Origin of the sequence: Rhizobium binae, from assembly GCF_017357225.1 — a bacterium.
GTDB lineage: Bacteria > Pseudomonadota > Alphaproteobacteria > Rhizobiales > Rhizobiaceae > Rhizobium > Rhizobium binae.
Genome location: NZ_CP071604.1, coordinates 1,926,039 through 1,948,637, shown reverse-complemented (window position 1 = coordinate 1,948,637; position 22,599 = coordinate 1,926,039). Strand labels below are relative to the sequence as shown.

The window sequence follows — 22,599 nt, the reverse complement described above, 5'->3', positions numbered from 1 at the left end:
GGGAAATGGTGACGTTATCGCATTTCGTCAGGTGCGGCAGTGCCTGTAATGGCAAGTCCCGACTTCAAAACCGAAGCGACGGCGTACACCAGCCCAAGTCTGGCAATACTTGATTCTCGGTTTTTATCATTAACAAATCGTAATTCCGTCTGATCTTTACCTTTGTTCCAGTGCGCGTGGAACGAACTGGCGAGGTCGTAGAGGTAAAAAGCGATCCGATGCGGCTCCTGCGACTGGGCCGCTGCTTCGACCACACGGGGGAATTCGGCGAGCTTGGCGACGAGCTGCAATTCGGCCGGATCGCCAATGCCAGCAACGGCTTTCGCAAGATCTTCAGACGAAACTTCGAGGCCGGGGAAAGCCTCCCTCGCCTGCCGGAAGACCGACATACAGCGGGCATGCGCATACTGCACGTAAAAAACAGGATTGTCCTTCGACTGCTCCGTCACCTTGGCGAAATCGAAGTCCAGCGGTTCGGAATTCTTGCGGTAAAGCATCATGAAGCGGACCGAATCACGGCCAACTTCCTCGACAACCTCCCGGAGCGTGACAAAATCGCCGGAACGTTTCGACATCTTCACCGGTTCGCCGTTGCGATAGAGCTTGACGAGCTGGCAGAGCAGCACCGTCAGCTTCGCCTTACCGTCCGAAACGCCACGCGCAACCGCTTCCAGGCGCTTGACGTAACCGCCATGGTCGGCACCGAGCACATAGATCATCTCGTCGAAGCCGCGGTCGAGCTTGTTCTTGAAGTAGGCGACGTCGGCGGCGAAATAAGTATAGGAGCCGTCCGACTTGATCAGCGGCCGGTCCATGTCGTCGCCCACCTCGGTCGAGCGGAACAGAGTCTGTTCACGATCCTCCCAATCCTCGGGAAGCTGGCCCTTCGGCGGCGGCAGAGTGCCCTTGTAGACGTAACCCTTGAAGGTCAGGTCGTTGATCGCCGTGCGGATCGCGGCCGCGCCATTGGCGTGCAACGTGCGTTCGGAGAAAAAGATATCGTGATGGACATTCAGCGCCGCCAGATCTTCGCGGATCATCGCCATCATCGCGTCGATCGTGCGATCCTTGACGATCGGCATCCATTGCTCTTCTGGCATGTTGTGCAGCCGCACGCCGTAATCGGCGGCAAGCGACTGGCCGACGGGCACGAGATAATCGCCGGGGTAGAGACCCGAGGGAATTTCGCCGATCCTTTCGCCGAGCGCTTCGCGATAACGCAGGAAGACCGAGCGGGCGAGCACATCGATCTGCGAGCCGGCGTCATTGATGTAGTATTCCTTCTCGACGCCGTAACCGGCGAAAGCGAGCAGGTTGGCGAGCGCGTCGCCGACGACGGCGCCTCGGCAATGGCCGACATGCATCGGACCGGTCGGATTGGCTGAGACATATTCGACGTTGACCTTGCGGCCTGCGCCGAGGGTCGAGCGGCCGTAGTCGGTGCCGGAGGCGATAATCGAGGCGAGCAGCCGCTGCCAATAGCCGACGGCGAGACGAATGTTGATGAAGCCGGGACCGGCGACCGAGACATCGGCGACGTCGGCATCCTCTTTGAGCTTGGCGATGATGACGTCGGCAAGCGCGCGAGGATTGGACCCGAGCGGCTTTGCCAGCACCATCGCGGCGTTGGTCGCAACGTCACCGTGGCTCGCATCGCGCGGCGGCTCGACGGTGATGCGGCCGAAATCGAGCTCGGATCGCTTTTCCCTGACCAGGTCGATCTGTTCAAGGGCGGTTTTAATCCTGGCTTCGAAGTCGGTAAAAAGGTTCATCGCACTCTTCCATGCATAGGCTGTGCCAAAGGCGCAAATGGGCCTTCGGCGGGCGACCGCTGCCTATCGCAAATCCGGAGTGTGGTCAAACAATCGCCTGTGGGCACTGATTGCATAGGTGTCGGTCATGCCGGCCAAATAGTCGCCGACATGGCGAGCCTTCGGCGCATCGGCGAGGCCGGCGATATGATCGACCCAGTAATGGCTTTGCATCTCCTTGGGGCTGGCCATGTAGGCGCCAAAGAGGTCGGTGACGATCTGAGCAGCGCCGGCGCGGATGCGCATGATATCGGGATTGCGGTAGATTCGCTTGAAGAGCATCGCCTTGATCTGCCTGTCGGTTTCGGCCATCGCGTCGGAGAAAGTCGCGATGACCTGGTCGGCAGCGCGAATGTCGGCTGCGCTCTCAGGGCGAAGACTTGAAAGACGCTGCTGCGCGACGCTGATCACATCCTCGACCATGCGGGTGATCTGCCGGCGCATGATTTCGTGAGTGAAGCGGCTCGGCTCCAGATGCGGGTATCGCGCCCTCACCTCGGCCATCAACCCAGCCAGAAACGGGATTTCCTCCAGCATGTCGAAGGTCAGGTATCCGGAGCGCAGGCCGTCGTCGATATCGTGGGTATTGTAGGCGATGTCATCGGCGATCGCCGCAACCTGGGCCTCGAGGCTGGCGTAGGTCGCAAGCTCCAGATCGTGTAGTTCACAATAATCGAGGATCGGCTGCGGAACAGGGCCGCGTGTGCCCACACCATCCGGCGTCAGCAGCGGGCCATTGTGCTTGACGAGGCCTTCGAGGCTTTCCCATGTCAGGTTGATGCCGTCGAATTCGGCATAACGCCGCTCGAGTTTGGTCACGATGCGCAGCGATTGCGCATTGTGGTCGAAGCCGCCATAGGGCAGCAGCACTTCGTGCAATGCGTCCTCGCCGGTATGACCGAACGGCGTGTGGCCGAAATCGTGCACCAGCGCCACGCCCTCGGCCAGATCCTCGTCGAGCTTCAGGGCGCGGGCAAGCGCGCGGGCGATCTGCGCGACCTCGATCGTATGCGTCAGCCGGGTGCGGTAGTGATCGCCATCCTGGGCGATGAAGACCTGGGTTTTATGCTTTAGCCGGCGAAAGGCCGTCGTGTGGACGATGCGGTCGCGGTCGCGCTGGAAATCCGAGCGCGTCGGGCTGTCGTCTTCCGGATAGAGACGACCACGCGTCGTCCAGGGGTCTGCTGCATAGACTGCCCTTTCGCTGCCGCCGAAACCTAAAGCCCGCCTGTCAATCGTCATTCTTCACCGTCATTCTGCCCATTGCCGCATCTGCCCATTGACGCCGCGTTGCCCTCTTCATACCTATAGCCCGAGGAAACGGCAAAGAGGCGACCAGCGACCGTTTCGCACATCATGGCATTTTCGCGAAGGTCATGTTAAGTTCTTTTGATATCAGGCATTTGAACATTTCAGTGCCAAAACCCATTCTCTCCGGATCTTGACCCCGGCAGGAGGAAACATGACGGATACGAGTGTAACCCTTTCAGATGCCGCGGCAAAGCGTATCGCTGCGATCATCGGCGCGGAGGCAGGCAAGAGTGCGCTGCGCGTTTCGGTCGAAGGCGGCGGCTGTTCGGGCTTTTCCTACAAGTTCGACCTTGCCGACAGCGCGGCCGACGATGACATCATCGTCGAAAAGAACGACGCTAAAGTGCTGATCGACAGTCTGTCGCTCGTCTATATGGCGGGCTCGGAGATCGACTTCGTCGACAATCTGCTTGGTCAATCCTTCCAGATCAAGAACCCGAATGCGGTCGCAAGCTGCGGCTGCGGCACCAGCTTCTCGATCTGAATATCCAGGCGCATCGCACTGTCCCAATGAACCGGCCGAAGAACTGTCTTCGACCGGTTTATCGTCTTGTCCAGTTGTGAAAGACCACGATAAAAGAAGCGCACGAAGCGGAACAGGACGAAGAGATGAAGATTGCGACTTGGAACATCAACGGCGTCAAGGCGCGCATCGACAATCTGACGCAATGGCTCAAGGATTCCGATCCCGATATCGTCTGCCTGCAGGAGATCAAGACGATCGACGAGGGTTTTCCCAGGCTGGAGATCGAGGCGCTCGGCTATCATGTCGAGACGCACGGCCAGAAGGGCTTCAACGGGGTGGCGATTCTCTCCAAGAGTTCGCCCTCCGAAGTCAACCGCGGCCTGCCCGGTGATGCGCTGGACGAACAGGCGCGTTTCCTCGAGGCGGTGTTCACGCTGCCGGATACCAGCATCCTGCGCGTCTGCTGCATCTACCTGCCGAACGGCAATCCCGTCGAAACGGAGAAATATCCCTATAAGCTCGCCTGGATGGAGCGTCTGCGGAGCTTCGCGGCAGAGCGCCTCGCCTATGAGGAGATGCTGGTGCTTGCCGGCGACTACAACGTCATCCCCGAGCCGCACGACTGCTTCGACCCCAAGGCCTGGGAAAACGACGCGCTGTTTCTGCCGCAGACGCGGGAGGCATTCCGCAGGCTCGAAAATCTCGGGCTGACCGATGCGGTGCGTGCGACGACGGATGCGACGCGGCTCTATTCCTTCTGGGACTATCAGGCAGGTGCGTGGCCGAAGAACAACGGCATCCGCATCGACCACCTGCTGCTCTCACCGGAGGCTGCCGACCGGATGACGTCCGCGGCGATCGAAAAACATGTGCGGGCGTGGGAAAAGCCGTCCGACCACGTTCCTGTCATCGCCTATTTCGATTTAGCGGCCTGACGTCCGCAGCCCTAGCACCGCGTCACCGCAAGCGCGCGACAGGGGCCTGCATGCCAGGCTTTAGTCGTCGGAGCCGCTCGCGATGGCGTGCGAGAGCGATACCGCCGTGCGGCGGTCGGCCTCGTTGGCAACCGAGAAAGCCTGCTCCTGCAGCGCTTCCATCCAGCTGCAGTCTTTCGGCTTGCAGCGATCGAGCGCGGCGGTCATCAGCGCGAGGCCGCGGGCCGTCTGGCCTTCGTCGAAGAGAATATTTCCGAAAACCGCCATGGCGCCGGGATGGCCACTCTTGCGGGCCTGGTTCAACCATTTCTTCGCCTGCTGCGGGCTGGCATTGCCGCCCTCGCCGGCCAGCATCATCTGCGCAAGCTGGAACTGCGCTTCGGGGACGCCAAAGGTCGAGGCCACCTGAAAATAGAGCTGACGTGCCTGGGTGAGATCGATCTTGACCGGGCTGCCGGATATGCCGTGCTTGTAGTAATTGGCGAGCGAGAGAAGCGCGTTGACGAAGAAGCCTGTGTCTTCCGAGCCGGGTTCGACACCCTGCTGGGCAATCTCGCTGTAGATCTTGAAGGCTGCGAAATCATCCTGGGTGACACCGTCGCCGTCAGCATACATATTGGCGAGCGCCCAACGCGAACCGGTATGGCCCTTTTCGGCGGCGTATTTGTAAGCTTCGACCGCCTCCTCCTTCTGTCCGTTTTTATAGGCCTTGAAGCCGAACTTGAAGAGGTCGAAGGGACCGGATTCCTTGCTGACGTCGCTCTTGATGTCGAAAGCGCGAACCGGGCCGGACATTGCCAGCGCTATCCCCATGCTCATCAGCATGAATTTGAACAATTTGAACTCGGACGTTACCATTTCAACCGATTTCTTTCGTTCATCGCACGCAGCCGGCGCCGGCGCCGGGCAGACGGTGGATGTATTCATTCGAGGCGAGCGATCCCGCGGTGAGTTCCATGGCCCCTTTGCCCGCGTCGCATCCAGCCCAGTGGCCTTTTCCGAAAGGCCGAATTTTCAGTATGTCATCTCGAACCACCCGGCTCCCGGCATGGCTCGGTTGCAACCTGTCTGGCATTCCTTCGGCAGGCGCGGCATCCGCCTTCCCGCCTTTATTACTTTCGTAAACAGCAAATGTGACGAAACCTGTATCGGCTTCTCCGCCAAAGCCGCGCCGCTCAGGCGCAGAGGTCGAAAAATCCGGCATTGGACAGATCGACAACGTCGTTGAAAGGCCGGATCCACTGCCGGAACAGCCTTGTCCAAAAAGCGAAACGGCGGCAATTGAACGACTGTCGCCGATCGCGCCGCATGACCTGCTGTTGCCGGAAAAAAATCGACCCATGCTACTCTTTACACGCACCCTACGTCTGCCGTCTTCTCGTCTGCCAATAGCGCTGCGCTCTCTTTGTGGCGGGAAATAGACAAATTGCCCCCGGAGCCATCATACGCCAAACGTCGTAAAAAAGTGTTGCTGAATCGTCACAAAATAGACCGTCGACTTGTCTTGCCGATTGCCAAAGAAAAACCCGGCGAACTGCCGGGCTTTAAGACTTCTACTTGGACCACAAGATCAGAACTTGACTTTTACGCTGGTCGAGAGGGCCGCAACCAGATCGTCGCCGAAGGAATAGGAGACGTCGTTGCCGTAAGTCCGCCCGTTATAGACGTAGGTGCCGGAATCCCCGCCCGTCATGATGCCGAGCGCGCCGGCCAGACGCCATTCGACATTCTCGACGGGGGTGTAGGAAACACCTGCACCGAGCGTCCATGTGTCGGTCTGGGCGCCATAGCCCTGGCTCGTGCCTCGATCCCAGGTCAAGCTGACGGCACCCGCCCAGTGTTCGTTGAACTTGTGGCCGACGCCGCCGCCAATCGTCCAGCCGTCGCGATAGAACAGGTCGAGCGAGGTGAGTTGGCTGTTGGCGGTACAGGCGACGACACCCTTGGTGGCCTTCGGGCAGAAGGCGATCGACTGCAGCACGCTCCAGTTCGTCCACTTGACCGAACCGAAGGCGAGCCAGTCGGGCGCAATGCCGCTTTGCAGCTTGAGCTCGACGGAATCGGGCGCCTCGGCCGAGCCGTAGACCGGCGTCACGACGCCGAGGTAAGGATTGGCGGGATTGACGGCCTTCGGCACCTCCGTCAGGTCGACCGTGCCGCTGAGATCGTCATACTTGACCTTGCTGTTATAGACTAGGCTGGCGCGGAAAGCATATTCCTCGATCTCATAGGCGATGCCCGCCCGCCATCCCATGGCTTGGTCGGCAAGTTCCAGACGGCCGGTGCCGTCATAGATCAGCGCGGCCGCCCCCGTGATCGGAGCGACGAGGCGCGTCTTAAAACCCTCGACCGTCTGATAGAAGCCGCCGCCGATCAGACGAAGCTGGCCGGGGCCCATATCGAAACGATAGGAGCAGGTGAGGCCGTAGTTGCGGGTGCTGATCTTGGTCTCGATGTTATCGTTGACGCCCAGCCAGTTAGCGCCGGGATTGGTGTGCGCGCCGAAAGGTGTCGAATAATCGCCCATGCAGTCGATGGCGTCGCCGAAACCGACCTTCACCCCGAGATAGGGGACCCAGTAGTCCTCGGTATCGTCCGCCGTGGTCGAACCGCCGCCGATGCCATTGGTGCCGAGGCCGTCGGTGACATCGGTGTCGCTGACGTTCTTCAGCTTGCGTTGCGGCATGACATAGACCGCGCCGGACTGGACGGCGAACCGCGAATTGTCGAAAAGAAGGTCGATATTGTATCCGCCACGCTCCAGACCGCCGGCGAAGGACGGCGATGCGAGCGACGAAAGAAGAACGAGCGACGTTACGCCCTTGGAAAACATACGCGATGCCATTGTGTCTCCCCCACTCCAGCAATTGATGTGACACCACTCTAGTAAGTGGTCGCCTGACATGGCAACGCGCCCCACGGCAGCGCTTCCGGGCATTGCAGCGGCCAACTTACGTAAAGAAATTGACGGACACGTCAAAAAATCTGGTTAATAAAATTTTATTCCGAAACCATCAGGTTTCAGTCGAGATTTTGGGCTTTCATTCCAAACATCGCGGAAGCTGTATCAATCCGACAACAGTGGCAGTTTTCGCCCTTGGGATGCCGGCAGAGCCACAATCCACAGGCTCAGCGTCTGAAATCAGGCGTTTTCAGACCGAATCACGTGGCCGCCCGGAAGACAAAAGACGCGCCCGAGGACGGACGCGTCTTTGAAATAACTTACCAAAATGGCCGACGAAATTTATCCTGCTTCGCTCACCCTGGAAAGGGCGATCTTCAAGCTGGCCATCTGACCCTTCAGTTCCTCGAGGCGGTCGCGCTCGGCCTCGACCACTTCAGGATTGGCGTTGGCGACGAACTTCTCGTTGGAGAGCTTGCCGTCGATGCGCGACATCTCGCCTTCCATCTTGGCAATCGCCTTTTCGAGACGGGCCTTCTCGGCGGAGAGGTCGATCAGATTGCCGAGCGGCAGGCAGGCGGTGGCCTCGGCGACGACGATCTGAGCTGCACCCTTGGGCGCATCGTCGGCCAGCGATATCGCCTCCACACGCGCGAGCCGCTTGATGGCGGCGTCGTGGCGGAACAGCCTTTCGCGCGTCAGGTTGTTGGCCTTGACGACGACGAGCGGCGCGGTTGCCGATGGCGGCACGTTCATTTCGGCGCGCACCGAGCGGATGCCGGAAACGAGGTCGATCAGCCAGTTGATCTCGTCGGCAGCCGCATCGTCGGCATAGGACGGCGACGGCCATTCGGCATGGCAGACCAACGTGTCGCGCTCTTTGCCTTCACCTGCCGTATGCGCCCAGAGCTCTTCGGTCATGAAGGGCATGAAGGGATGCAGCAGCTTGTAGATCTCTTCGAGAATATAGGCGCTGCAGGCTTGGGCTTCGGCCTTGGCGCCCGCGTCCTCACCGCTGAAGACCGGCTTCAGAAGTTCGAGATACCAGTCGCAAACCTCGTTCCAGACGAAACGGTAAAGCGCGCCGGCGGCATCGTTGAACCGGAAGGCTTCGAGCGCTTCCGTAACGTCACGTTCCGTGCGGGCAAGTTCCGTCAGGATCCAGCGGTTGATGGTGAGTTCGGCCGCCTCCGGCACGAAATGCGGATCGCTCTTCGCACCGTTCATCTCGGCAAAGCGCGTGGCATTCCAGAGCTTGGTGCCGAAATTGCGGTAGCCGGCGATGCGGGCCGGATCGAGCTTCACGTCGCGGCCCTGCGCGGCCATGATCGCCAGAGTGAAGCGCAGCGCGTCGGCGCCGTATTCGTCGATCAGTTCCAGGGGGTCGATGACGTTGCCCTTCGACTTCGACATCTTCTGCCCATTCTTGTCGCGCACCAGTGCGTGAATGTAGACGGTATGGAAGGGTTCGACCGGATCGCCATTATCGTCCTTCATGAAATGCAGACCCATCTGCATCATGCGAACCACCCAGAACGGAATAATATCGAAGCCGGTGACCAGAACATTCGTCGGGTAATAGCGTGCAAGTTCCGGCGTCTCGTCGGGCCAGCCGAGAGTCGAGAAAGGCCAGAGCGCAGAGGAGAACCACGTGTCGAGGACGTCCTCGTCACGCGTCAGGATTTCGCCGGGCTTGAAGTTTTCGAGCAGGTCCTCGACATAGGCCTTCATCGGCCCTTCGTGAGAGAGGTAGTGCTGGATCGCCGCCTGTAGCGCCTCTTCCTCGGTCTTTTCGACGAAGACCTGACCGTCGGGACCATACCATGCGGGAATCTGGTGTCCCCACCAGAGCTGGCGGGAAATGCACCACGGCTCGATGTTCTCCAGCCAGTTGAAATAGGTGTTTTCCCAGTTCCTGGGAATAAACCGGGTTCTTCCCTCGCGAACAGATTCCAGGGCGGGCTGCCCCAATGTCTTGTTATCGACAAACCATTGTTCTGTCAGCCGCGGCTCGATCGGCACGCCGCCTCGGTCACCATGCGGGACCATATGCTTATGCGGTTCGATCTTGTCGAGCAGGCCGGCCTCTTCGAAGATCTCGACGATGACCTTGCGGGCATAGAACCGATCCTGGCCTTCCAGGCGGTCCCAGGCGCCGTGGAGTGCGGCGGGATTGTCGAGGCCCTCGAGGAAATCCTCATTATCCTTGATGGCGATGGTGCCGTCGACGTTCATAACGTTGATGGCGCGCAGCTTGGTGCGCTTGCCGACATCGAAGTCATTGAAATCATGGGCAGGTGTGATCTTTACCGCGCCCGTGCCGGCGCTCGGATCCGCATAGGAATCGGTGACGATCGGAATCTTGCGGCCAACGATCGGCAGGATGACATGTTTGCCCACGATCGGTTTGTAACGCCCGTCTTCGGGGTTCACGGCAACCCCGGTATCGCCGAGCATCGTCTCCGGCCGCGTCGTCGCAACGACGATGTAGTCGCGCGTCTCGAATTCGGTCGGCTTGCCTTCCTCGTCGAAAGCAATCGGGTGTTGATAGGTGACACCCGGCTCCAGCGGATAACGCAGATGCCAGAGATGACCCTTCACCTCGTGCTGCTCGACTTCCATGTCGGAGATCGCCGTCAGCAGTTTGGGATCCCAATTGACCAGGCGCTTGTCCTTATAGATCAAACCTTCCTTATAGAGCGTGACGAAAACCTCAAGAACGGCCTGTGACAGTCCTTCATCCATGGTGAAGCGTTCGCGGGACCAGTCGCAGGAGGCGCCCAGGCGCTTCAGCTGGTTGAAGATCAGGCCGCCCGATTCCGCCTTCCACTCCCAGATCTTGTCGATAAAGGCTTCGCGGCCCATCTCGCGGCGGCCAGGCAGCTGCTGCTCCATCAGCTTGCGCTCGACGACCATCTGGGTTGCGATGCCGGCGTGATCCATACCCGGCTGCCAGAGAACGTCCTTCCCGCGCATGCGCTCGAAGCGCACCAGGATGTCCTGCAGCGTGTTGTTCAACGCGTGACCCATGTGCAGCGAACCGGTGACGTTCGGCGGCGGGATCACGATGGTGAAGGTCTCGGCCCCGGGCTTGGCGTTCGCGCCGGCGCGGAAAGCGTCCGCTTCATCCCATTTGGCGGCGATTTTCGGTTCGACGGCAGCGGAATCATAGGTCTTGTCGAGCATTTTCTGACCAATTTCGAGGTTCGAGGATGGGCGTTTGTAAATAGGATGGCCACGGCCAAGTCAATAAAAAAGCCGCCCCAGAGACCGGAGCGGCTTTTTCAAGAAAAAGTAATCCAATTAGCGGCGCGGGCCGCGCGCCACGCGCTCGATTTCCTCGCGCACCAACCGCTCGACCAGCGTCGGCAGATTATCGTCAAGCCACTCGCGCAGCATCGGACGCAGCATGTCCTCTGCGATCTCATCCAGCGAGCGGCGCTCCGCACCGTCAATCGCCGCAGCAAGCTCCTCGAAGGAACGGCTGATCTGCAGACCGGCATCTTCGGAGAGAAGCGTCGGCTGGACCTCATCGACGACGCTCGGCAACAAGCGCTGGGTCGACGAGCCAGCGGGCTCCAGGGCAGGCGGCGCCGTTTCGACGACGGGGACCTGCTCGGCGACGGCGACCGGTGGCGTTTCGACAACCGCTGGCTCGGCCAGCGGCCCGGTGCCAAGCGGGGGAACGGGTGGGGCGGAGGCCGGGAAATCAGGCTGGGCCGGCTGCGGCTGCGGCGCCGTAGCGCGCGGCGGTTCCGGCGCCATGGCCGGCTGCGGTTCGGGCTGGCGGAAGCCGCTCGGAATTTCCCGCAGGGCCTGACCGGCCTGCACGGCGCTGCGCTCGGAGGCGGCGCGCACGCGGGCGGCGACATCGGCAAGCGACAGAGCGCGCGCCGGCGTTTCCGTCTCGGGGGCGGTCCCGGCTGAATTGGCGGCGACGAAACGCGGGTCGGAAGAGCGCATGGCCGGTTCGGGGAACTCCACGCCGGCATAGGTGTCATCCACAGTCAGATGAATCTCGGAGCCGTTTACGTCCTCTTCGGCGCCGTAAACCGGCGGCAGGGATGCGGAAATCGCCTTGCCGGCGCCGGGCTCATTGCTTTCGATAATCTGGCGGATGGACGCCAGAATTTCTTCCATGGACGGTTCACGCGCTACACTTGGCTGAGCCATATCTATCCCCGTTATCCCAAAACAACGACCGGATGGTGTGGAGCGTTCATCCGAATCACCACGACCTTAGAATACCCCAGACGTGAAAAAAATCATCGCGAATCAAATGAATGCGGCCATGCACAGTTTTGTTACCCAAAGATTGCCGTCTGCAATTCGCGGCCAAGGCGTCAGGGCAAATTATGTTTGTGAAGGGTTTCCGGCGGCGTCAACGAATCTGCCCGGAGATCGGAATCGATCTTGAGGGCGGATGCGCCGATCCAGCCTGTCGCAGCGTCGTTTGCACGCCCGAAAAGACAACGGGCGCCATCGGCGCCCGTTGCGAATTCACCGAGGAGAAGAGCGTCAGAAAACGAATTCGCGCGCCTTGGCGAAACCCGGCAGCGGCTTGACCGAAGCATTGAAGAAGACATTCTCCGAAATGGCGCCGCGCTCGGCGACGAAGACTTTGGCGCGGGCGGCATTGCCATGACCTTCCACCGTGACCAGACGGCCGCCATCGCGCAATTGACCGAGAAGAGCGGCCGGAACTTCCTCGACCGCCCCATTGATGAAGATCAGATCATAGGGAGCACCGGCAGCGTAGCCCTTTTCGAGCGGACCGGTGACAACCTCCACCTTGGCGTAGCCGGCAAGCCGTGCCTTCGCCTCGGCGGCCAGATCCTCGTCGCATTCCAACGCGATGACGGAGCCGGCGATGATCGACAACAGCGCCGATGTGTAACCAGTGCCGCAACCGACTTCGAGCACGAAATCATCCTTGCTGATGGCCGCCAGTTGCAGCAGCTTGGCGAGTGGCGAAGCCTCCATCAGGAAGCGGGCCGGTTTGCCCGGTGCGGCAGCGGAGATCTCGACGTCGTTGTCGACATAGGCCAGAAGCTTTGCCTTCTCCGGCACGAAAGCCTCACGCGGCACCGTGAGAAACGCCGTCAGCACGGAATGCGAGGTAACGTCCGTCGTGCGAACCTGGTTGTCGACCATCTTTGCGCGCGCTGCTTCGAAATCCATCATGTCCTCTCGCTCTTGAAAGCGGTTCCTGTCACCCGTCTCTTAATCCCCGACACGGATGCTTTCAAGGCTTGGCAGCAGCCGGCGAAAAGAATCCGGCGGACGCCTCTTTCGCGCCACAGCAGGGACAAGATGCTGCAGCCCAAACGTGGAATCCCCTGCCCCTTCATGCTATGATTTACAGCGGAGGAAACAGGAGGAGCAGGCCATGTCTGCGATTTTCCAATATCTCACGCTATTCGATTTCTTCATCCTCGCAGCGCTTATCGGCATCTTCTGCTGCGGGTTGCTGGACGGTGAAACGACCTGAGGAGCGGGCGCGCCGGCATGGCCCGGACGGCGCCGCCCCGATCTCGTGCGGACGGACGCGCGCTGGACCGAACGGCGGCTGCGATCGGCGTTGTCTTCTCGAACTATCGAGGTTCTACAAATGCTTATCAGCTTTGGTGAGATATTGGAGGCCTCGCCCGGAATTGAACCGGGGTACAAGGATTTGCAGTCCTCTGCGTCACCACTCCGCCACGAGGCCTCATCTGCTCACGATCTGAGCCGTGGCGAGCGTTTAGAATGATCGGAAGAAAATCGCAAGAGGGCATTTTGCAAAAACGCCGTTCCCCGGCAGCCGAGAAGACCATCTTCCATCGCGGGACGGGCAGCGGCCGGGATGAGACTTCCTCTCGGCGATCGTTCCCCGTTTCGAACGAACGACACCATTCGAACGAACCCTTACCTTGACTTCGGACGTCTGCCTGCCATCTTCCGCCTTGGGAGGGTATAGGAGCTGCTGATGGAATGGGCTGCCCTCAAATTAAAGCAGGGACGTGCGGCGTACGACGCCGAAACCGGCGATCTCCACGTAAAATTCTCTGGCTCCGCGCCAGTACGACATGCCAACATTCCGCCGCATGTCTACCAGAACTTGTCGGAAACGAACGATCCACATTTCTATTACCAGTACTATATCGCGCCATCGCGCGTCTCACCGGCTCGTCGAGGCCCGATCTCGATGATCTCCTACGGGCTGAAGCTGGTGTTGCTTCTGGCCGCCTGCAGCCTGCTGATGGCGACCGACCTCGATACCGGCCATGGCGGTATTTTCGAAGAAAGCGAACTGAGATCGAATTAGCACCGCATTCGCCCGGATCCATGCGTCTCGATCCCGACAACCGGCAAGGCGCAATCAGGCAGCGACGCTGACCGTCGCAAGCGAGGTCCTGATCCGGGAGCGGTAGCGACGATCATCCCGGCCACGGTCGTTCTCGCCGTCGCGCTCATTGCGGCCGTTGAAATTGCGATAGTTGCGAGGCCCGCTATAGCCGCCGCCCTGACCCTGGTCGATGACGCAGCCTTCCGGACGGTGGCAGATACCGCTGGCATCAAATCCGCGGCTGTCGACGGCTTGGGCTCCGGCGGACCCCGCCGAAAGAATCGCCGCCGCTGACAGCACGACAATCAAGAACACCTTCATTACCTCACCCCGGACGAAAGTGGCGCGTTTGGCGCTCCATCAACCACGAATGCGAAAAGCCATCCCCAGTTCCGCGGGCTCTGCGGCGATCACCGTTACCCGGCCGGCCATCGTCGCCTGTGCCACCAGACTGCCAGCCGGCGCCGAAGCCTGCGCGCTATGGGAAGATCATGCGAGAGCACCAGGAGGCCGAGCGGCAGCATCCAGAAACCCAGGATCGGAAGAAAGCCCAGGAAACCGCACAAGACCAGCGCCACGCCGATTGCCATCCGCCCGATGCGCGAACGCGGCATGCCGATGCTGCAGGAACCGAGCACCAGCCTGTGTTTTGCGTGATCGATGCCGAAGCGCCGTGTCCGCACCCTGCGTTTCTCACTGCCCGAGGCCTGACGATCATTCCAATTTGTCATTTGCCAGAGATGGGCATAGGCTGCCCAAATACAAGTTCATTTCATTTTTTTGAAAAAACCGCTTGGCAAATCGGGCAAGCATTTGTATTAGCCCACTCACACCGCGCCAAGCAGTGATCCCTGGTAGCTCAGCGGTAGAGCATTCGACTGTTAATCGACAGGTCGCCGGTTCGAATCCGGCCCGGGGAGCCATCTTTCAAGATAAGTGCCTTATTTTCCCTGGATATTCCGAAGAAGGCGCTTTCTTCCCCGCCGTCCCTCTCCGCTTTTGAAACGCGTTTTCTGCTGTTCGACGCCTGTCGATAACTGCGATCGGCTGGGATCTTCTGGCACCCTCCCCTTCATCACCGTATACTGCCAGCGCTTTCTTGGTGATGGGAAAACGATGAAGCCGTACTTTAGCGACCCGCTGCAGGCGATGGAGACCCGCGCCGGCCGAATGCACCGCCGCAAGGAAGGACCACTTAGGAGGAAGCTACGAAATCGTTCCACACAGCGATGCAGATCGAAATACGGGCTTTGGCTTCCAACCTTCATCAGCAAGCAGGTTTTCGCCGAGATGCTGAGTTCACCGAGATGATAGAAGCCGAGCATCGGGGAAGAATCATCCCATATCTTAAATATGTAGTATTTCATAAATAAAAAAATATTCTTCCTCAAATGATGCTATACGTGCTCGCGTAGAATTGATTTTCAGTGAGGAAAAGTCATGCAACATTTTTTTCCGGGCCTAATTCCGAGGCAAATCGTTGTCTTTTTTATCGAAACATCGGTCCTTACAGCTGGGTTAATTGGCGTTCTGATCGTTACCGTACCCATGATCTGAGCCGGTTAAGGCTTATGGTGGGTCGACAGCGGAGGCCAAGGTCACTTACCCGTACGCGGATGTGATCGATGTCCCTGCGTGCCCCATCTGTGGTTAGGTCCTGTTCCGATACCTGGTGCCCTGGAGCCGATGGGCTCTATTTTCATGACGCAGGGAGGTATTCAATGAATGACCGTAGCCAGAGAGCTTTCCGGCCAATCAAACGGACGAAAAACCAGCGCTCTCCGAGTGCATAGCCAAAGGTAAAGCCGGAAGAGACCGTCTTCGAGCGAAGATCCAGGACGCAGTATGCACGGGCGTTTGGATCGGCTTCATCAAATAACGACATAACTCAGGATCAGCCGAATTGATTCGCTGATGTATGCCGGACGTGAGCCTAGTATGGGGCTTGGTCCGCTTCATACCTATTCCGGCACCTGAGCTTTTGGAGCCCGCTGCTTACCCCGTGGCGGACTCCTTTTATCGTTATTGAAACATACATGCCAAATCACCGGACCGGAGACCGACGGTGTCCCCTGCCCGGTGCATGCAATTACCACGTCTGGCGACTGTACCAGTCATCGATATCTTTTCTGGCACGGTCTTTCCCGTAGCCGTAGCGCTCCTGAATCTTGCCTTCGAGCTGATCGCGCTTGCCATCGATGACGTCAAGGTCATCGTCCGTCAGCTTGCCCCACTGCTCCTTGACCTTGCCTTTCATTTGCTTCCAGCTGCCTTCGACGCGATTCCAATCCATGGTTATTTCCTCCTATTGTGAGATTAGAGGAACGGAGACGAGCGATAAGTGTTCCGCTCCGTCGGGCCGCCAATCATTGCCGAACCGACATTCGTCCACGGTACAGCCGCTAATAGCTGCACGAACGGCCGTCGCCAGGTCGGAAGCCGTCGGCACAGGCCGGGTTCATCGAGTCTCCCGGTTGATATCCGGACGCCGAGCCATAGGAATTCGGCGGCGTCGAGCAGGCGGAGGCAATAGCGGCAAGAGCGATTGCTCCGGCGGTTGCAAATGCCCGAAATCTGTTCATCAATGTTTCTCCCACTTCACCGAGCCGCGAGAGCTTCCCCCCAGGAATAACCTGAGAGTTTCCAGGACTCATGGCCGCGCCCCGAACCATCCTGCGCCTAAAGATATAGGCGCTATCTCAACCGACGTTAGTTCCAGCCGCGCAGATTCTCGTCACCGTCAGACATTTGCGTGCGAACCGCCGCAATTGGCTGCTCTGCGGCAACGCGAGTCCTGCTTGACTCGGAGGCTACCTAGAACATAATAGGAACATCGGCGTGACGGCAGACAAAAACCTGGCTGGAGTTGTGAAGGAGATCGAGGTCGTGCGTCCGCAGACAGCTGAGAAATTGGCAGAAGAAGCGTTGAGCGGAGAAGTCGACGCAGTCGTCGCTTTTCACGATGGCGACATTCGTGCCGCCATTACGACGCTGCTGCTGGATTGCCATCATCTGCGACTTCAGCTTGCCCTCAGCGATAAGGGCATGAGCCGCAGCGTGACGGAGCCGACGACCGATGTCGAAGGACCATGAAACATCGTCGCGGCATCGGGCTGCCCCCCCCTGATCACCATGCTGTCGAAATCGACACGGTAACGCTGACGACCTTACCGCAGTGGTCCGTCATTTACGCCTGTTGCCGCGCATGCCGGCACCAAACGCTCATCGAGCGGCGGAAAGTAGCCTGGCGCTGTGGCCGGGAGATTTCGCTCGCTGAGCTCGCCAAGCGCCTCAAATGCCGGCGGTGCGGCCCGTTTCGGCAATCTGCTGTTCCTTGAGACGCTGCCCCGCGATTGAAGAGACCGCGCGTTCCAAGGTCACTCCGGCGTCGGCCGGGAACAAACACCGTGCAGAAAGGTTGTGTGGCACCAACCACGTAACGTCGACTTTGACAGGAGGTCTCTCATGGGTCGCGGTATTCTACTTTGGCTGCTCGGTGTCCCACTGCCTATCATCATTCTTCTGGCTTTGTTTATGCGATAGGAGCAGATCATGTCGGTCTCAATGACAGGTCCCGGAGAGGTTGCTGCTCCGGTTGAATCCTCCAAATCCGCCATGACATGGGGACCTATCTTTGGCGGCGCGGCCGCCGCCATCGGCGTGACCCTCATCCTTCTGCTTCTGGGATCCGGGCTCGGGCTGACGATGGTGTCGCCCTGGTCGGGGCAAAGCAGTTCGCTTGGCACACTTGGCATCACGGCGGCGATCTGGCTCGTGGTCGTGCAATGGCTCTCCTCCGCACTCGGGGGCTATGTTACGGGACGCCTGCGCACAAGATGGGCGGCGGTCCACACCGATGAAATTTTCTTCCGTGACACCGCCCATGGTTTCATAAGCTGGGCTCTGGCGACGATCTTCGTTGCCGGTTTCCTGGCGTCGTCTCTGACGTCGCTCGCCGGCGCCGGCGCACAGGCGGTGGGATCGACCGCGCAAGCCGTCGGCTCGATCGCCGCTACCGCCGGCACGGCAGCAGCGTCATCGGCAACATCGCCGCTCGATCTTTCCACCGCCTATTTCACCGACGCCTTGCTGCGTCCTGATCAGGCGCGTGCGGCGGCGCCATCGAACGACGCCGCGGCAACGTCGGAAGTCTCACGCATCCTCCTCAACGGCGCCGCCGAGGGGCAAATTCCTGATGACGACAAGGCCTATCTTGCCACCATCGTCTCTGCGAGGACCGGCCTTTCCGAGGCCGATGCGCGCGCGCGCGTCGACACGGTGCTGAAGCGTATCGAAGACGCCAAAGTCGCCACCCAGAAAGCTGCCGATGAGGCACGCAAGGCCGCTTCCACCACGGCCCTGCTCGGATCCCTGTCACTTCTGATCGGCGCTTTTATCGCCGCCGCGGCCGCCGCTTTCGGGGGATCGCAACGCGACGAAGAGGAAGATCTCATCGTTACCTCCAGGATCTAAGAACGAATCGGACGGGGGCGAGCTCGACGCTGCGCCCCCGTTTATGTGGCAGAACCGGTTTGGCTGCGGCGATCACGGCGACCTCCTTCATGAAATGGCTCGATTTTGCAGCATGCCGGCATGCCACCGATTGGTTTGGCCTTGAAGGACAAAAGCGGGCGGCGGTTATTCCGTAAAGACACGCAAAAAACGAGACTTTCGCAGCAATGGACACTGCTCAAATCTGCGCCATCTTCTCCTGCAGGAGCTGTGGAGAGCCGTATGCGCTGGCGCTTTCGATGGATTTCTGACCTGGTCGTGTCCTGGACAGGGCATCGTGCGATCCCGGTCGCGCTGATCACATTGGCTGTCACATGGACGGCGGTGGGCCTGAGCTTTTCCTTTCCACGCCAGTGGTTTCTGCTGACAAACATGGCCGGGACGCTCGTCACATTCTTTATTTTGCTGCTGCTGCAACACTCTCAAAATCGGGACATGAAGGCGCTTCACACCAAGCTCGATGAACTGATCCGATCGAGCGAGGCAGGAAACCACTGGATTGCGGCCGAAAAGAAAGACGCCGAGGCGGTCGAAGGCATGCGCCAGCAGCATCATCAAGACGAGATTTCGGAGAAAGCGGGCGTGAGAGAGATGCGTTTATATTGAGGTCTCTGCGGCGGATTTTTCTTCCGCTTTCTCCTCGATGTGCTCGGCCTTTTCAGCAAGGGCATTGCTCATCTCTCGGAGTTCGCCCTCGTCCAGCTTTTCGATACCGACAAATTTATTGGCAGCCTGGCTCGTCAGAATGAGCTCATCGAGCTTGGCCTGCAGAGCCTTTCCGTCGCGGTTCTGGCTATTCTGCAACACAAACACCATCAGGAAGGTGATGATTGTGGTCGTCGTGTTGATCACCAGCTGCCAGGTTTCGGAATAGTCGAAAAAGGGACCGGAAACCGCCCAGACCAGCACGAGCATCAGCGCCGCGACAAAGGTGAACGGCCTCCCGGACAACTCGGCGACGGCGGTTGCGAAGGAAGAGAAGAAGTTGGATTTGTTGGACATTTAAGAAGGCTCCCGCAGCGTCAATGCTGTCAATCGACAACATCAACGCCACATCTGCGCGGAAGTTCCCGGTCGTTCCAGGCGGCCGACGGCATCCTCAATTCGCCAGATTGCCACTCAGGCGCACAGCGCGGAATTCAGCCATGAAGCACGGTTTAACTTGTTGTTTTATATTATTTTCCTGAACGGCCGCATATTTTCGGGCGGCAACATCAACGTTTTTGAGATCTGGTGACGGCCCGCTTTTGATGGCTAAGGACGAGCTCGATCTGGACATCCTGCTGAAACTCCAGCACTTGCTGCCGGACGTCGCTCTCCGCAATGCCCGCGGCCAACAGCTGGTCGGCCAGCCTGCGGCATTCCGCCTTCCAGAATTCGATCGCGTCCGCACCGTGACGACGGCCGAGTTCTCGGGCGCAGCGCTCGATATTGGCGATTCCGGTTCCGGAGGCAAAGGCAATAACCTTGCCTTCATGAGAGGCGGCAGAGCGGCGGGTCGTTTCAATGGCCATCGAACACAGGTTTCCTTTGATCCTATGTGTTGTCTACGGGACGATGGTTAATGCTTTCTATTCGTTTGCCCGGTTCGACGGCAAGACTTGGCGCCAGCTGGTCACATCGCACTGCCTTCGACCTTGACGGCGGCACGCCGATGCGCCGACAGTCCCCATCGTGATCGACACCTCAGCCAGCAGAGACCAATGATGACAACGACCGTCGCCCACCGCGATTTCCTGAAAAGCCTGTTCGACGCGGCGGTTCGCGCCGCCGATCCGCTGACCGGCATAAAGGCCCGCCTGCCGGAGAAGCCGAAAGGCAGAACCGTGGTGATCGGCGCCGGCAAGGGCGCAGCGCAGATGGCGCAGGCGCTCGAAAGCGTCTGGGACGGACCGCTGGAGGGATTGGTGGTCACCCGATACGGCTATGGCTGCGAAACGCGCCACACCGAGATCATCGAGGCGGCCCACCCGGTGCCCGATGCGGCGGGGCTGGCGGCCGCAAGACGATTGATGGAAAAGGTGACCCGGCTGACGGAAGACGATCTGGTGATTGCGCTCATCTGCGGCGGCGGCTCGGCACTGCTACCCGCCCCGCCGGAGGGGCTGACCCTTGAAGACGAGATCGCACTCAATGAAATACTGCTGGCTTCGGGCGCGCCGATCTCGGCGATGAATATCGTGCGCAAGCATCTCTCCACCATCAAAGGCGGCAGACTTGCCGCGGCGACGAAAGCGAAGGTGGTCAGCCTGATCGTTTCCGACATCCCTGGCGACAATCCCGCCCATGTCGCCTCCGGACCGACGGTGCCCGACGGTTCAACTCGGCACGAAGCCCTCGATATTATCAGACAATACGGATTGCAGCTGCCGCAGGCTGCCCTCGATCATCTGAACTCGCCGAAAGCCGATGCGCCGCGGCCGGACGATCCGGTGTTTTCACGGCACGAGCATCACATCATTGCGTCGGCCGGCGTATCGCTGGAGGCCGCGGCCGCCGAGGCGAAAAAGCAAGGGATCGAACCGGCAATCCTTTCGGATGCGATCGAGGGTGAAGCGCGCGACGTGGCGCTGGTGCATGCGGCGATCGCCTGCGAAGTGCTCGGCCGGAACAGGCCTTTTTCGAAGCCGGTCGTCATCCTATCCGGCGGCGAGACGACGGTGACGCTTCGGGCCAAGGGCGGCAAGGGCGGGCGCAACGGCGAATTCGCCCTCGCCGTGGCGCTCGCAATCGACGGACAGGAAGGCATTCATCTCCTTGCCGCCGACACGGACGGCATCGACGGCTCGGAGGACAATGCCGGCGCCTTTGCCGATGGCGGCACGGTCAGGCGCCTTCGCGCCGCCGGGCTCGATGCGCGCCGGCTGCTCGACGGCAATGACAGCTATTCGGGCTTTGCTGCCGTCGGCGACCTCTTCGAGACAGGCCCGACCGGAACCAATGTCAATGATTTCAGGGCCATCCTGATTCGATAGAGCCTCTCCTGGTTAGATTGGAATATTCTGTGGCTCAAACGGAGTCGGATGGTCGACCGGCCGGTGCGCGTCGTAGCCCGGCTCCACGGCCAAGCCGGCCGGTCGATCAGCCGGTCCGTTTCAGCCACCCCCGCAGATTTGCCCGGCAAATCTGCAAGACTTAGTGATCGCCGGACGCACTGCTCGCTTCGTCACGGCGAAGCGGTGCGGCCGGTGGGCCGGGCGTCTCTAGCCAGGATCAGAGGCGATCGGCTCGGACATACCTTGGGGGATGCCCGTCGCCAATCCCTCTGCTCCAACGAAAACCTGCTCCGGCAGAATGCTGCAATCTAACCAGGAAAGGCTCTAAGAGTTGACGGGATCAGGTCGTGATCCGCCCCTGCCCGGCAAGCCAGCCGACCGATTCCTGCACTGCCTGCAGCGACGTATATCGCGGCGCATAACCGAGCAGGCGTCTGGCTTTGGCAATCGAGCAATTCGGACTGCGGGCGACATGCTCCCATGTCGCCCTAGCATCCTCGGCCGTCTGGCCTTCGGCCCAGGCGTCGAACGGGGCAAAGGTGAGGTTCGGCTCCCGCCCGAACCAGCGCGACATAGCCTCCGCATAACCGCGAAGGGTGAGGGCCTGCTCCGAAACCGCGTGGAAACTTTCACCGATCGACGCGTTCCAGTGGGCAATTGCATCCATGAACATCTTTGCCACGTCATCGGCGTGGACGTGATGAACGGTCTCCAGGCCGAAATTGGGCAAAGCCAGGGTTTCGCCCCGAGCGAGGATCGAGAAGACCTCCGGGTTGAAATTGCCGGCCGGATTGAGCGGCGCCCATCCGGTGCCGACGATATGGCCGGGGTGGATGATGGTTGCCGGGAAGCCTTGCAGCCTCGCCTGCTGCAGCAGATAGGTTTCGATCGCCGCCTTCTGGATACCGTAGTCACCGAAAGGGGACTTCGGCGCTTCCTCGCGTGTCGGCACTGTCGTGGCGTAACCATGTGTCCAGATCGTGCCGGTGTGCAGGAAGTGGCCGACATGCCCGGACAAGGCCGTCACCAGCTGCTCGGCACTTTCGAGTGTGAAGCAGATCATGTCGATGACGGTATCGGCTTTCAAATCGCGAACGGCTTTGCCGAATTCGCCGACCCGCTCCATCTCGGCCCGATCCATCCGGCGCTGGTCGACGGAAGCCCAGGCGCGGTTTTCTGTATAAGGCTTTGCGGCGCCGCGGCTGATGGTGACGACGTCGTGACCTGCCTCCACCAGACGCGGAACGAGATAGGTTCCGACATGGCCCGTCGCCCCGATGATCAAAACCCGCATCGTCGTTCCTCCTTTGGCATGATCCGCACCGACTATGCTGCGCC

The 22,599-nt window shown here is 59.9% G+C and carries 22 protein-coding genes and 2 tRNA genes; 8 read left to right on the top strand and 16 right to left on the bottom strand.

Features of this window, described 5'->3' with window-relative positions; genetic code table 11:
- Window positions 1–14: 14 nt before the first annotated feature.
- Both argS and J2J99_RS09435 read right to left on the bottom strand, forming a co-directional pair.
- Window positions 15–1,772 (bottom strand): arginine--tRNA ligase, encoded by a 1,758-nt coding sequence (gene argS / locus J2J99_RS09440; protein ID WP_168294875.1) that lies wholly within the window; start codon window positions 1,770–1,772, stop codon window positions 15–17.
- A 63-nt stretch (window positions 1,773–1,835) separates the two neighbouring features.
- A complete protein-coding gene (locus J2J99_RS09435) occupies window positions 1,836–3,053 on the bottom strand; it encodes a deoxyguanosinetriphosphate triphosphohydrolase (protein ID WP_168294876.1) in 1,218 nt (405 codons plus the stop codon).
- 220 nt (window positions 3,054–3,273) lie between these two features.
- Here J2J99_RS09435 and erpA point away from each other — a divergent pair, with 220 nt between their 5' ends.
- Window positions 3,274–3,606, top strand: a complete 333-nt coding sequence (gene erpA, locus J2J99_RS09430; protein ID WP_004674150.1) for an iron-sulfur cluster insertion protein ErpA — start codon at window positions 3,274–3,276, stop codon at window positions 3,604–3,606.
- A gap of 125 nt (window positions 3,607–3,731) precedes the next feature.
- Complete coding sequence (gene xth, locus J2J99_RS09425; protein ID WP_168294877.1) at window positions 3,732–4,523, top strand: exodeoxyribonuclease III; 792 nt, start codon at window positions 3,732–3,734, stop codon at window positions 4,521–4,523.
- A gap of 60 nt (window positions 4,524–4,583) precedes the next feature.
- Here the strand turns inward: xth and exoR are convergent, their stop codons facing one another.
- The 7 genes from exoR to J2J99_RS09390 form a co-directional block, all read right to left on the bottom strand.
- Entirely contained in the window at window positions 4,584–5,381 is a 798-nt protein-coding gene (exoR, locus tag J2J99_RS09420) for an exopolysaccharide production regulator ExoR (protein WP_168294878.1), read from the bottom strand.
- A gap of 19 nt (window positions 5,382–5,400) precedes the next feature.
- On the bottom strand, window positions 5,401–5,865 hold the full coding sequence (locus J2J99_RS09415) for a hypothetical protein (protein ID WP_168294879.1): 465 nt from the start codon (window positions 5,863–5,865) through the stop codon (window positions 5,401–5,403).
- A gap of 228 nt (window positions 5,866–6,093) precedes the next feature.
- A complete protein-coding gene (locus J2J99_RS09410) occupies window positions 6,094–7,368 on the bottom strand; it encodes an OmpP1/FadL family transporter (RefSeq protein ID WP_168294880.1) in 1,275 nt (424 codons plus the stop codon).
- Between the two features lie 399 nt (window positions 7,369–7,767).
- Window positions 7,768–10,611, bottom strand: a complete 2,844-nt coding sequence (locus J2J99_RS09405; RefSeq protein WP_168294881.1) for a valine--tRNA ligase — start codon at window positions 10,609–10,611, stop codon at window positions 7,768–7,770.
- Window positions 10,612–10,728: 117 nt separating this feature from the next.
- Window positions 10,729–11,598 carry a PopZ family protein gene (locus J2J99_RS09400; protein WP_168294882.1) on the bottom strand — a complete coding sequence of 290 codons (870 nt, stop codon included), beginning with the start codon at window positions 11,596–11,598 and terminating at the stop codon, window positions 10,729–10,731.
- 345 nt (window positions 11,599–11,943) lie between these two features.
- Window positions 11,944–12,609, bottom strand: coding sequence for a protein-L-isoaspartate O-methyltransferase family protein (locus tag J2J99_RS09395; protein WP_205918629.1), 666 nt, complete (start codon window positions 12,607–12,609; stop codon window positions 11,944–11,946).
- A 452-nt stretch (window positions 12,610–13,061) separates the two neighbouring features.
- Window positions 13,062–13,135, bottom strand: a tRNA-Cys gene (locus tag J2J99_RS09390).
- 258 nt (window positions 13,136–13,393) lie between these two features.
- Here J2J99_RS09390 and J2J99_RS09385 point away from each other — a divergent pair.
- A complete protein-coding gene (locus J2J99_RS09385) occupies window positions 13,394–13,732 on the top strand; it encodes a KTSC domain-containing protein (protein ID WP_168294883.1) in 339 nt (112 codons plus the stop codon).
- Window positions 13,733–13,786: 54 nt separating this feature from the next.
- On the opposite strand, the gene J2J99_RS09380 is transcribed toward J2J99_RS09385, so the two are convergent.
- Both J2J99_RS09380 and J2J99_RS33930 read right to left on the bottom strand, forming a co-directional pair.
- Window positions 13,787–14,074: a hypothetical protein gene (locus tag J2J99_RS09380; protein ID WP_168294884.1), complete on the bottom strand. Its 288-nt coding sequence runs from the start codon at window positions 14,072–14,074 to the stop codon at window positions 13,787–13,789.
- Between the two features lie 95 nt (window positions 14,075–14,169).
- On the bottom strand, window positions 14,170–14,484 hold the full coding sequence (locus J2J99_RS33930) for a hypothetical protein (protein WP_168294885.1): 315 nt from the start codon (window positions 14,482–14,484) through the stop codon (window positions 14,170–14,172).
- Window positions 14,485–14,601: 117 nt separating this feature from the next.
- On the opposite strand from J2J99_RS33930, the gene J2J99_RS09370 reads away from it, so the two are divergent.
- Window positions 14,602–14,676: transfer RNA gene (locus tag J2J99_RS09370), tRNA-Asn, on the top strand.
- A 1,166-nt stretch (window positions 14,677–15,842) separates the two neighbouring features.
- Here J2J99_RS09370 and J2J99_RS09365 read toward each other — a convergent pair.
- Window positions 15,843–16,046, bottom strand: a complete 204-nt coding sequence (locus J2J99_RS09365; protein WP_168294886.1) for a CsbD family protein — start codon at window positions 16,044–16,046, stop codon at window positions 15,843–15,845.
- Between the two features lie 109 nt (window positions 16,047–16,155).
- Entirely contained in the window at window positions 16,156–16,335 is a 180-nt protein-coding gene (locus J2J99_RS33925) for a hypothetical protein (RefSeq protein ID WP_168294887.1), read from the bottom strand.
- A 256-nt stretch (window positions 16,336–16,591) separates the two neighbouring features.
- Here J2J99_RS33925 and J2J99_RS09360 point away from each other — a divergent pair, with 256 nt between their 5' ends.
- From J2J99_RS09360 to J2J99_RS09350, 3 genes are all read left to right on the top strand, one after another.
- Window positions 16,592–16,846 (top strand): hypothetical protein, encoded by a 255-nt coding sequence (locus J2J99_RS09360; RefSeq protein WP_246763153.1) that lies wholly within the window; start codon window positions 16,592–16,594, stop codon window positions 16,844–16,846.
- A 459-nt stretch (window positions 16,847–17,305) separates the two neighbouring features.
- Window positions 17,306–18,226: a hypothetical protein gene (locus J2J99_RS09355; RefSeq protein ID WP_168294888.1), complete on the top strand. Its 921-nt coding sequence runs from the start codon at window positions 17,306–17,308 to the stop codon at window positions 18,224–18,226.
- 261 nt (window positions 18,227–18,487) lie between these two features.
- Window positions 18,488–18,871, top strand: a complete 384-nt coding sequence (locus J2J99_RS09350; RefSeq protein ID WP_168294961.1) for a low affinity iron permease family protein — start codon at window positions 18,488–18,490, stop codon at window positions 18,869–18,871.
- Here the strand turns inward: J2J99_RS09350 and J2J99_RS09345 are convergent.
- Window positions 18,863–19,267, bottom strand: a complete 405-nt coding sequence (locus J2J99_RS09345; protein WP_168294889.1) for a low affinity iron permease family protein — start codon at window positions 19,265–19,267, stop codon at window positions 18,863–18,865. The genes J2J99_RS09350 and J2J99_RS09345 overlap by 9 nt on opposite strands.
- A 212-nt stretch (window positions 19,268–19,479) precedes the next feature.
- Complete coding sequence (locus J2J99_RS09340; RefSeq protein WP_168294890.1) at window positions 19,480–19,779, bottom strand: DUF6074 family protein; 300 nt, start codon at window positions 19,777–19,779, stop codon at window positions 19,480–19,482.
- Between the two features lie 192 nt (window positions 19,780–19,971).
- On the opposite strand from J2J99_RS09340, the gene J2J99_RS09335 reads away from it, so the two are divergent.
- Window positions 19,972–21,240, top strand: a complete 1,269-nt coding sequence (locus tag J2J99_RS09335; protein WP_168294962.1) for a glycerate kinase type-2 family protein — start codon at window positions 19,972–19,974, stop codon at window positions 21,238–21,240.
- Window positions 21,241–21,601: 361 nt separating this feature from the next.
- Here J2J99_RS09335 and J2J99_RS09330 read toward each other — a convergent pair whose 3' ends face one another.
- A complete protein-coding gene (locus tag J2J99_RS09330; protein ID WP_168294891.1) occupies window positions 21,602–22,555 on the bottom strand; it encodes an NAD-dependent epimerase/dehydratase family protein in 954 nt (317 codons plus the stop codon).
- Window positions 22,556–22,599: the final 44 nt, after the last annotated feature.

Bases quoted from the DNA above. Each gene is read 5' to 3' on its own strand.
- argS (WP_168294875.1), bottom strand. From the start codon at position 1,772: ATGAACCTTTTTACCGACTTCGAAGCCAGGATTAAAACCGCCCTTGAA.
- J2J99_RS09435 (WP_168294876.1), bottom strand. From the start codon at position 3,053: ATGACGATTGACAGGCGGGCTTTAGGTTTCGGCGGCAGCGAAAGGGCA.
- erpA (WP_004674150.1), top strand. From the start codon at position 3,274: ATGACGGATACGAGTGTAACCCTTTCAGATGCCGCGGCAAAGCGTATC.
- xth (WP_168294877.1), top strand. From the start codon at position 3,732: ATGAAGATTGCGACTTGGAACATCAACGGCGTCAAGGCGCGCATCGAC.
- exoR (WP_168294878.1), bottom strand. From the start codon at position 5,381: ATGGTAACGTCCGAGTTCAAATTGTTCAAATTCATGCTGATGAGCATG.
- J2J99_RS09415 (WP_168294879.1), bottom strand. From the start codon at position 5,865: ATGGGTCGATTTTTTTCCGGCAACAGCAGGTCATGCGGCGCGATCGGC.
- J2J99_RS09410 (WP_168294880.1), bottom strand. From the start codon at position 7,368: ATGGCATCGCGTATGTTTTCCAAGGGCGTAACGTCGCTCGTTCTTCTT.
- J2J99_RS09405 (WP_168294881.1), bottom strand. From the start codon at position 10,611: ATGCTCGACAAGACCTATGATTCCGCTGCCGTCGAACCGAAAATCGCC.
- J2J99_RS09400 (WP_168294882.1), bottom strand. From the start codon at position 11,598: ATGGCTCAGCCAAGTGTAGCGCGTGAACCGTCCATGGAAGAAATTCTG.
- J2J99_RS09395 (WP_205918629.1), bottom strand. From the start codon at position 12,609: ATGATGGATTTCGAAGCAGCGCGCGCAAAGATGGTCGACAACCAGGTT.
- J2J99_RS09385 (WP_168294883.1), top strand. From the start codon at position 13,394: ATGGAATGGGCTGCCCTCAAATTAAAGCAGGGACGTGCGGCGTACGAC.
- J2J99_RS09380 (WP_168294884.1), bottom strand. From the start codon at position 14,074: ATGAAGGTGTTCTTGATTGTCGTGCTGTCAGCGGCGGCGATTCTTTCG.
- J2J99_RS33930 (WP_168294885.1), bottom strand. From the start codon at position 14,484: ATGACAAATTGGAATGATCGTCAGGCCTCGGGCAGTGAGAAACGCAGG.
- J2J99_RS09365 (WP_168294886.1), bottom strand. From the start codon at position 16,046: ATGGATTGGAATCGCGTCGAAGGCAGCTGGAAGCAAATGAAAGGCAAG.
- J2J99_RS33925 (WP_168294887.1), bottom strand. From the start codon at position 16,335: ATGAACAGATTTCGGGCATTTGCAACCGCCGGAGCAATCGCTCTTGCC.
- J2J99_RS09355 (WP_168294888.1), top strand. From the start codon at position 17,306: ATGTCGGTCTCAATGACAGGTCCCGGAGAGGTTGCTGCTCCGGTTGAA.
- J2J99_RS09350 (WP_168294961.1), top strand. From the start codon at position 18,488: ATGCGCTGGCGCTTTCGATGGATTTCTGACCTGGTCGTGTCCTGGACA.
- J2J99_RS09345 (WP_168294889.1), bottom strand. From the start codon at position 19,267: ATGTCCAACAAATCCAACTTCTTCTCTTCCTTCGCAACCGCCGTCGCC.
- J2J99_RS09340 (WP_168294890.1), bottom strand. From the start codon at position 19,779: ATGGCCATTGAAACGACCCGCCGCTCTGCCGCCTCTCATGAAGGCAAG.
- J2J99_RS09335 (WP_168294962.1), top strand. From the start codon at position 19,972: ATGACAACGACCGTCGCCCACCGCGATTTCCTGAAAAGCCTGTTCGAC.
- J2J99_RS09330 (WP_168294891.1), bottom strand. From the start codon at position 22,555: ATGCGGGTTTTGATCATCGGGGCGACGGGCCATGTCGGAACCTATCTC.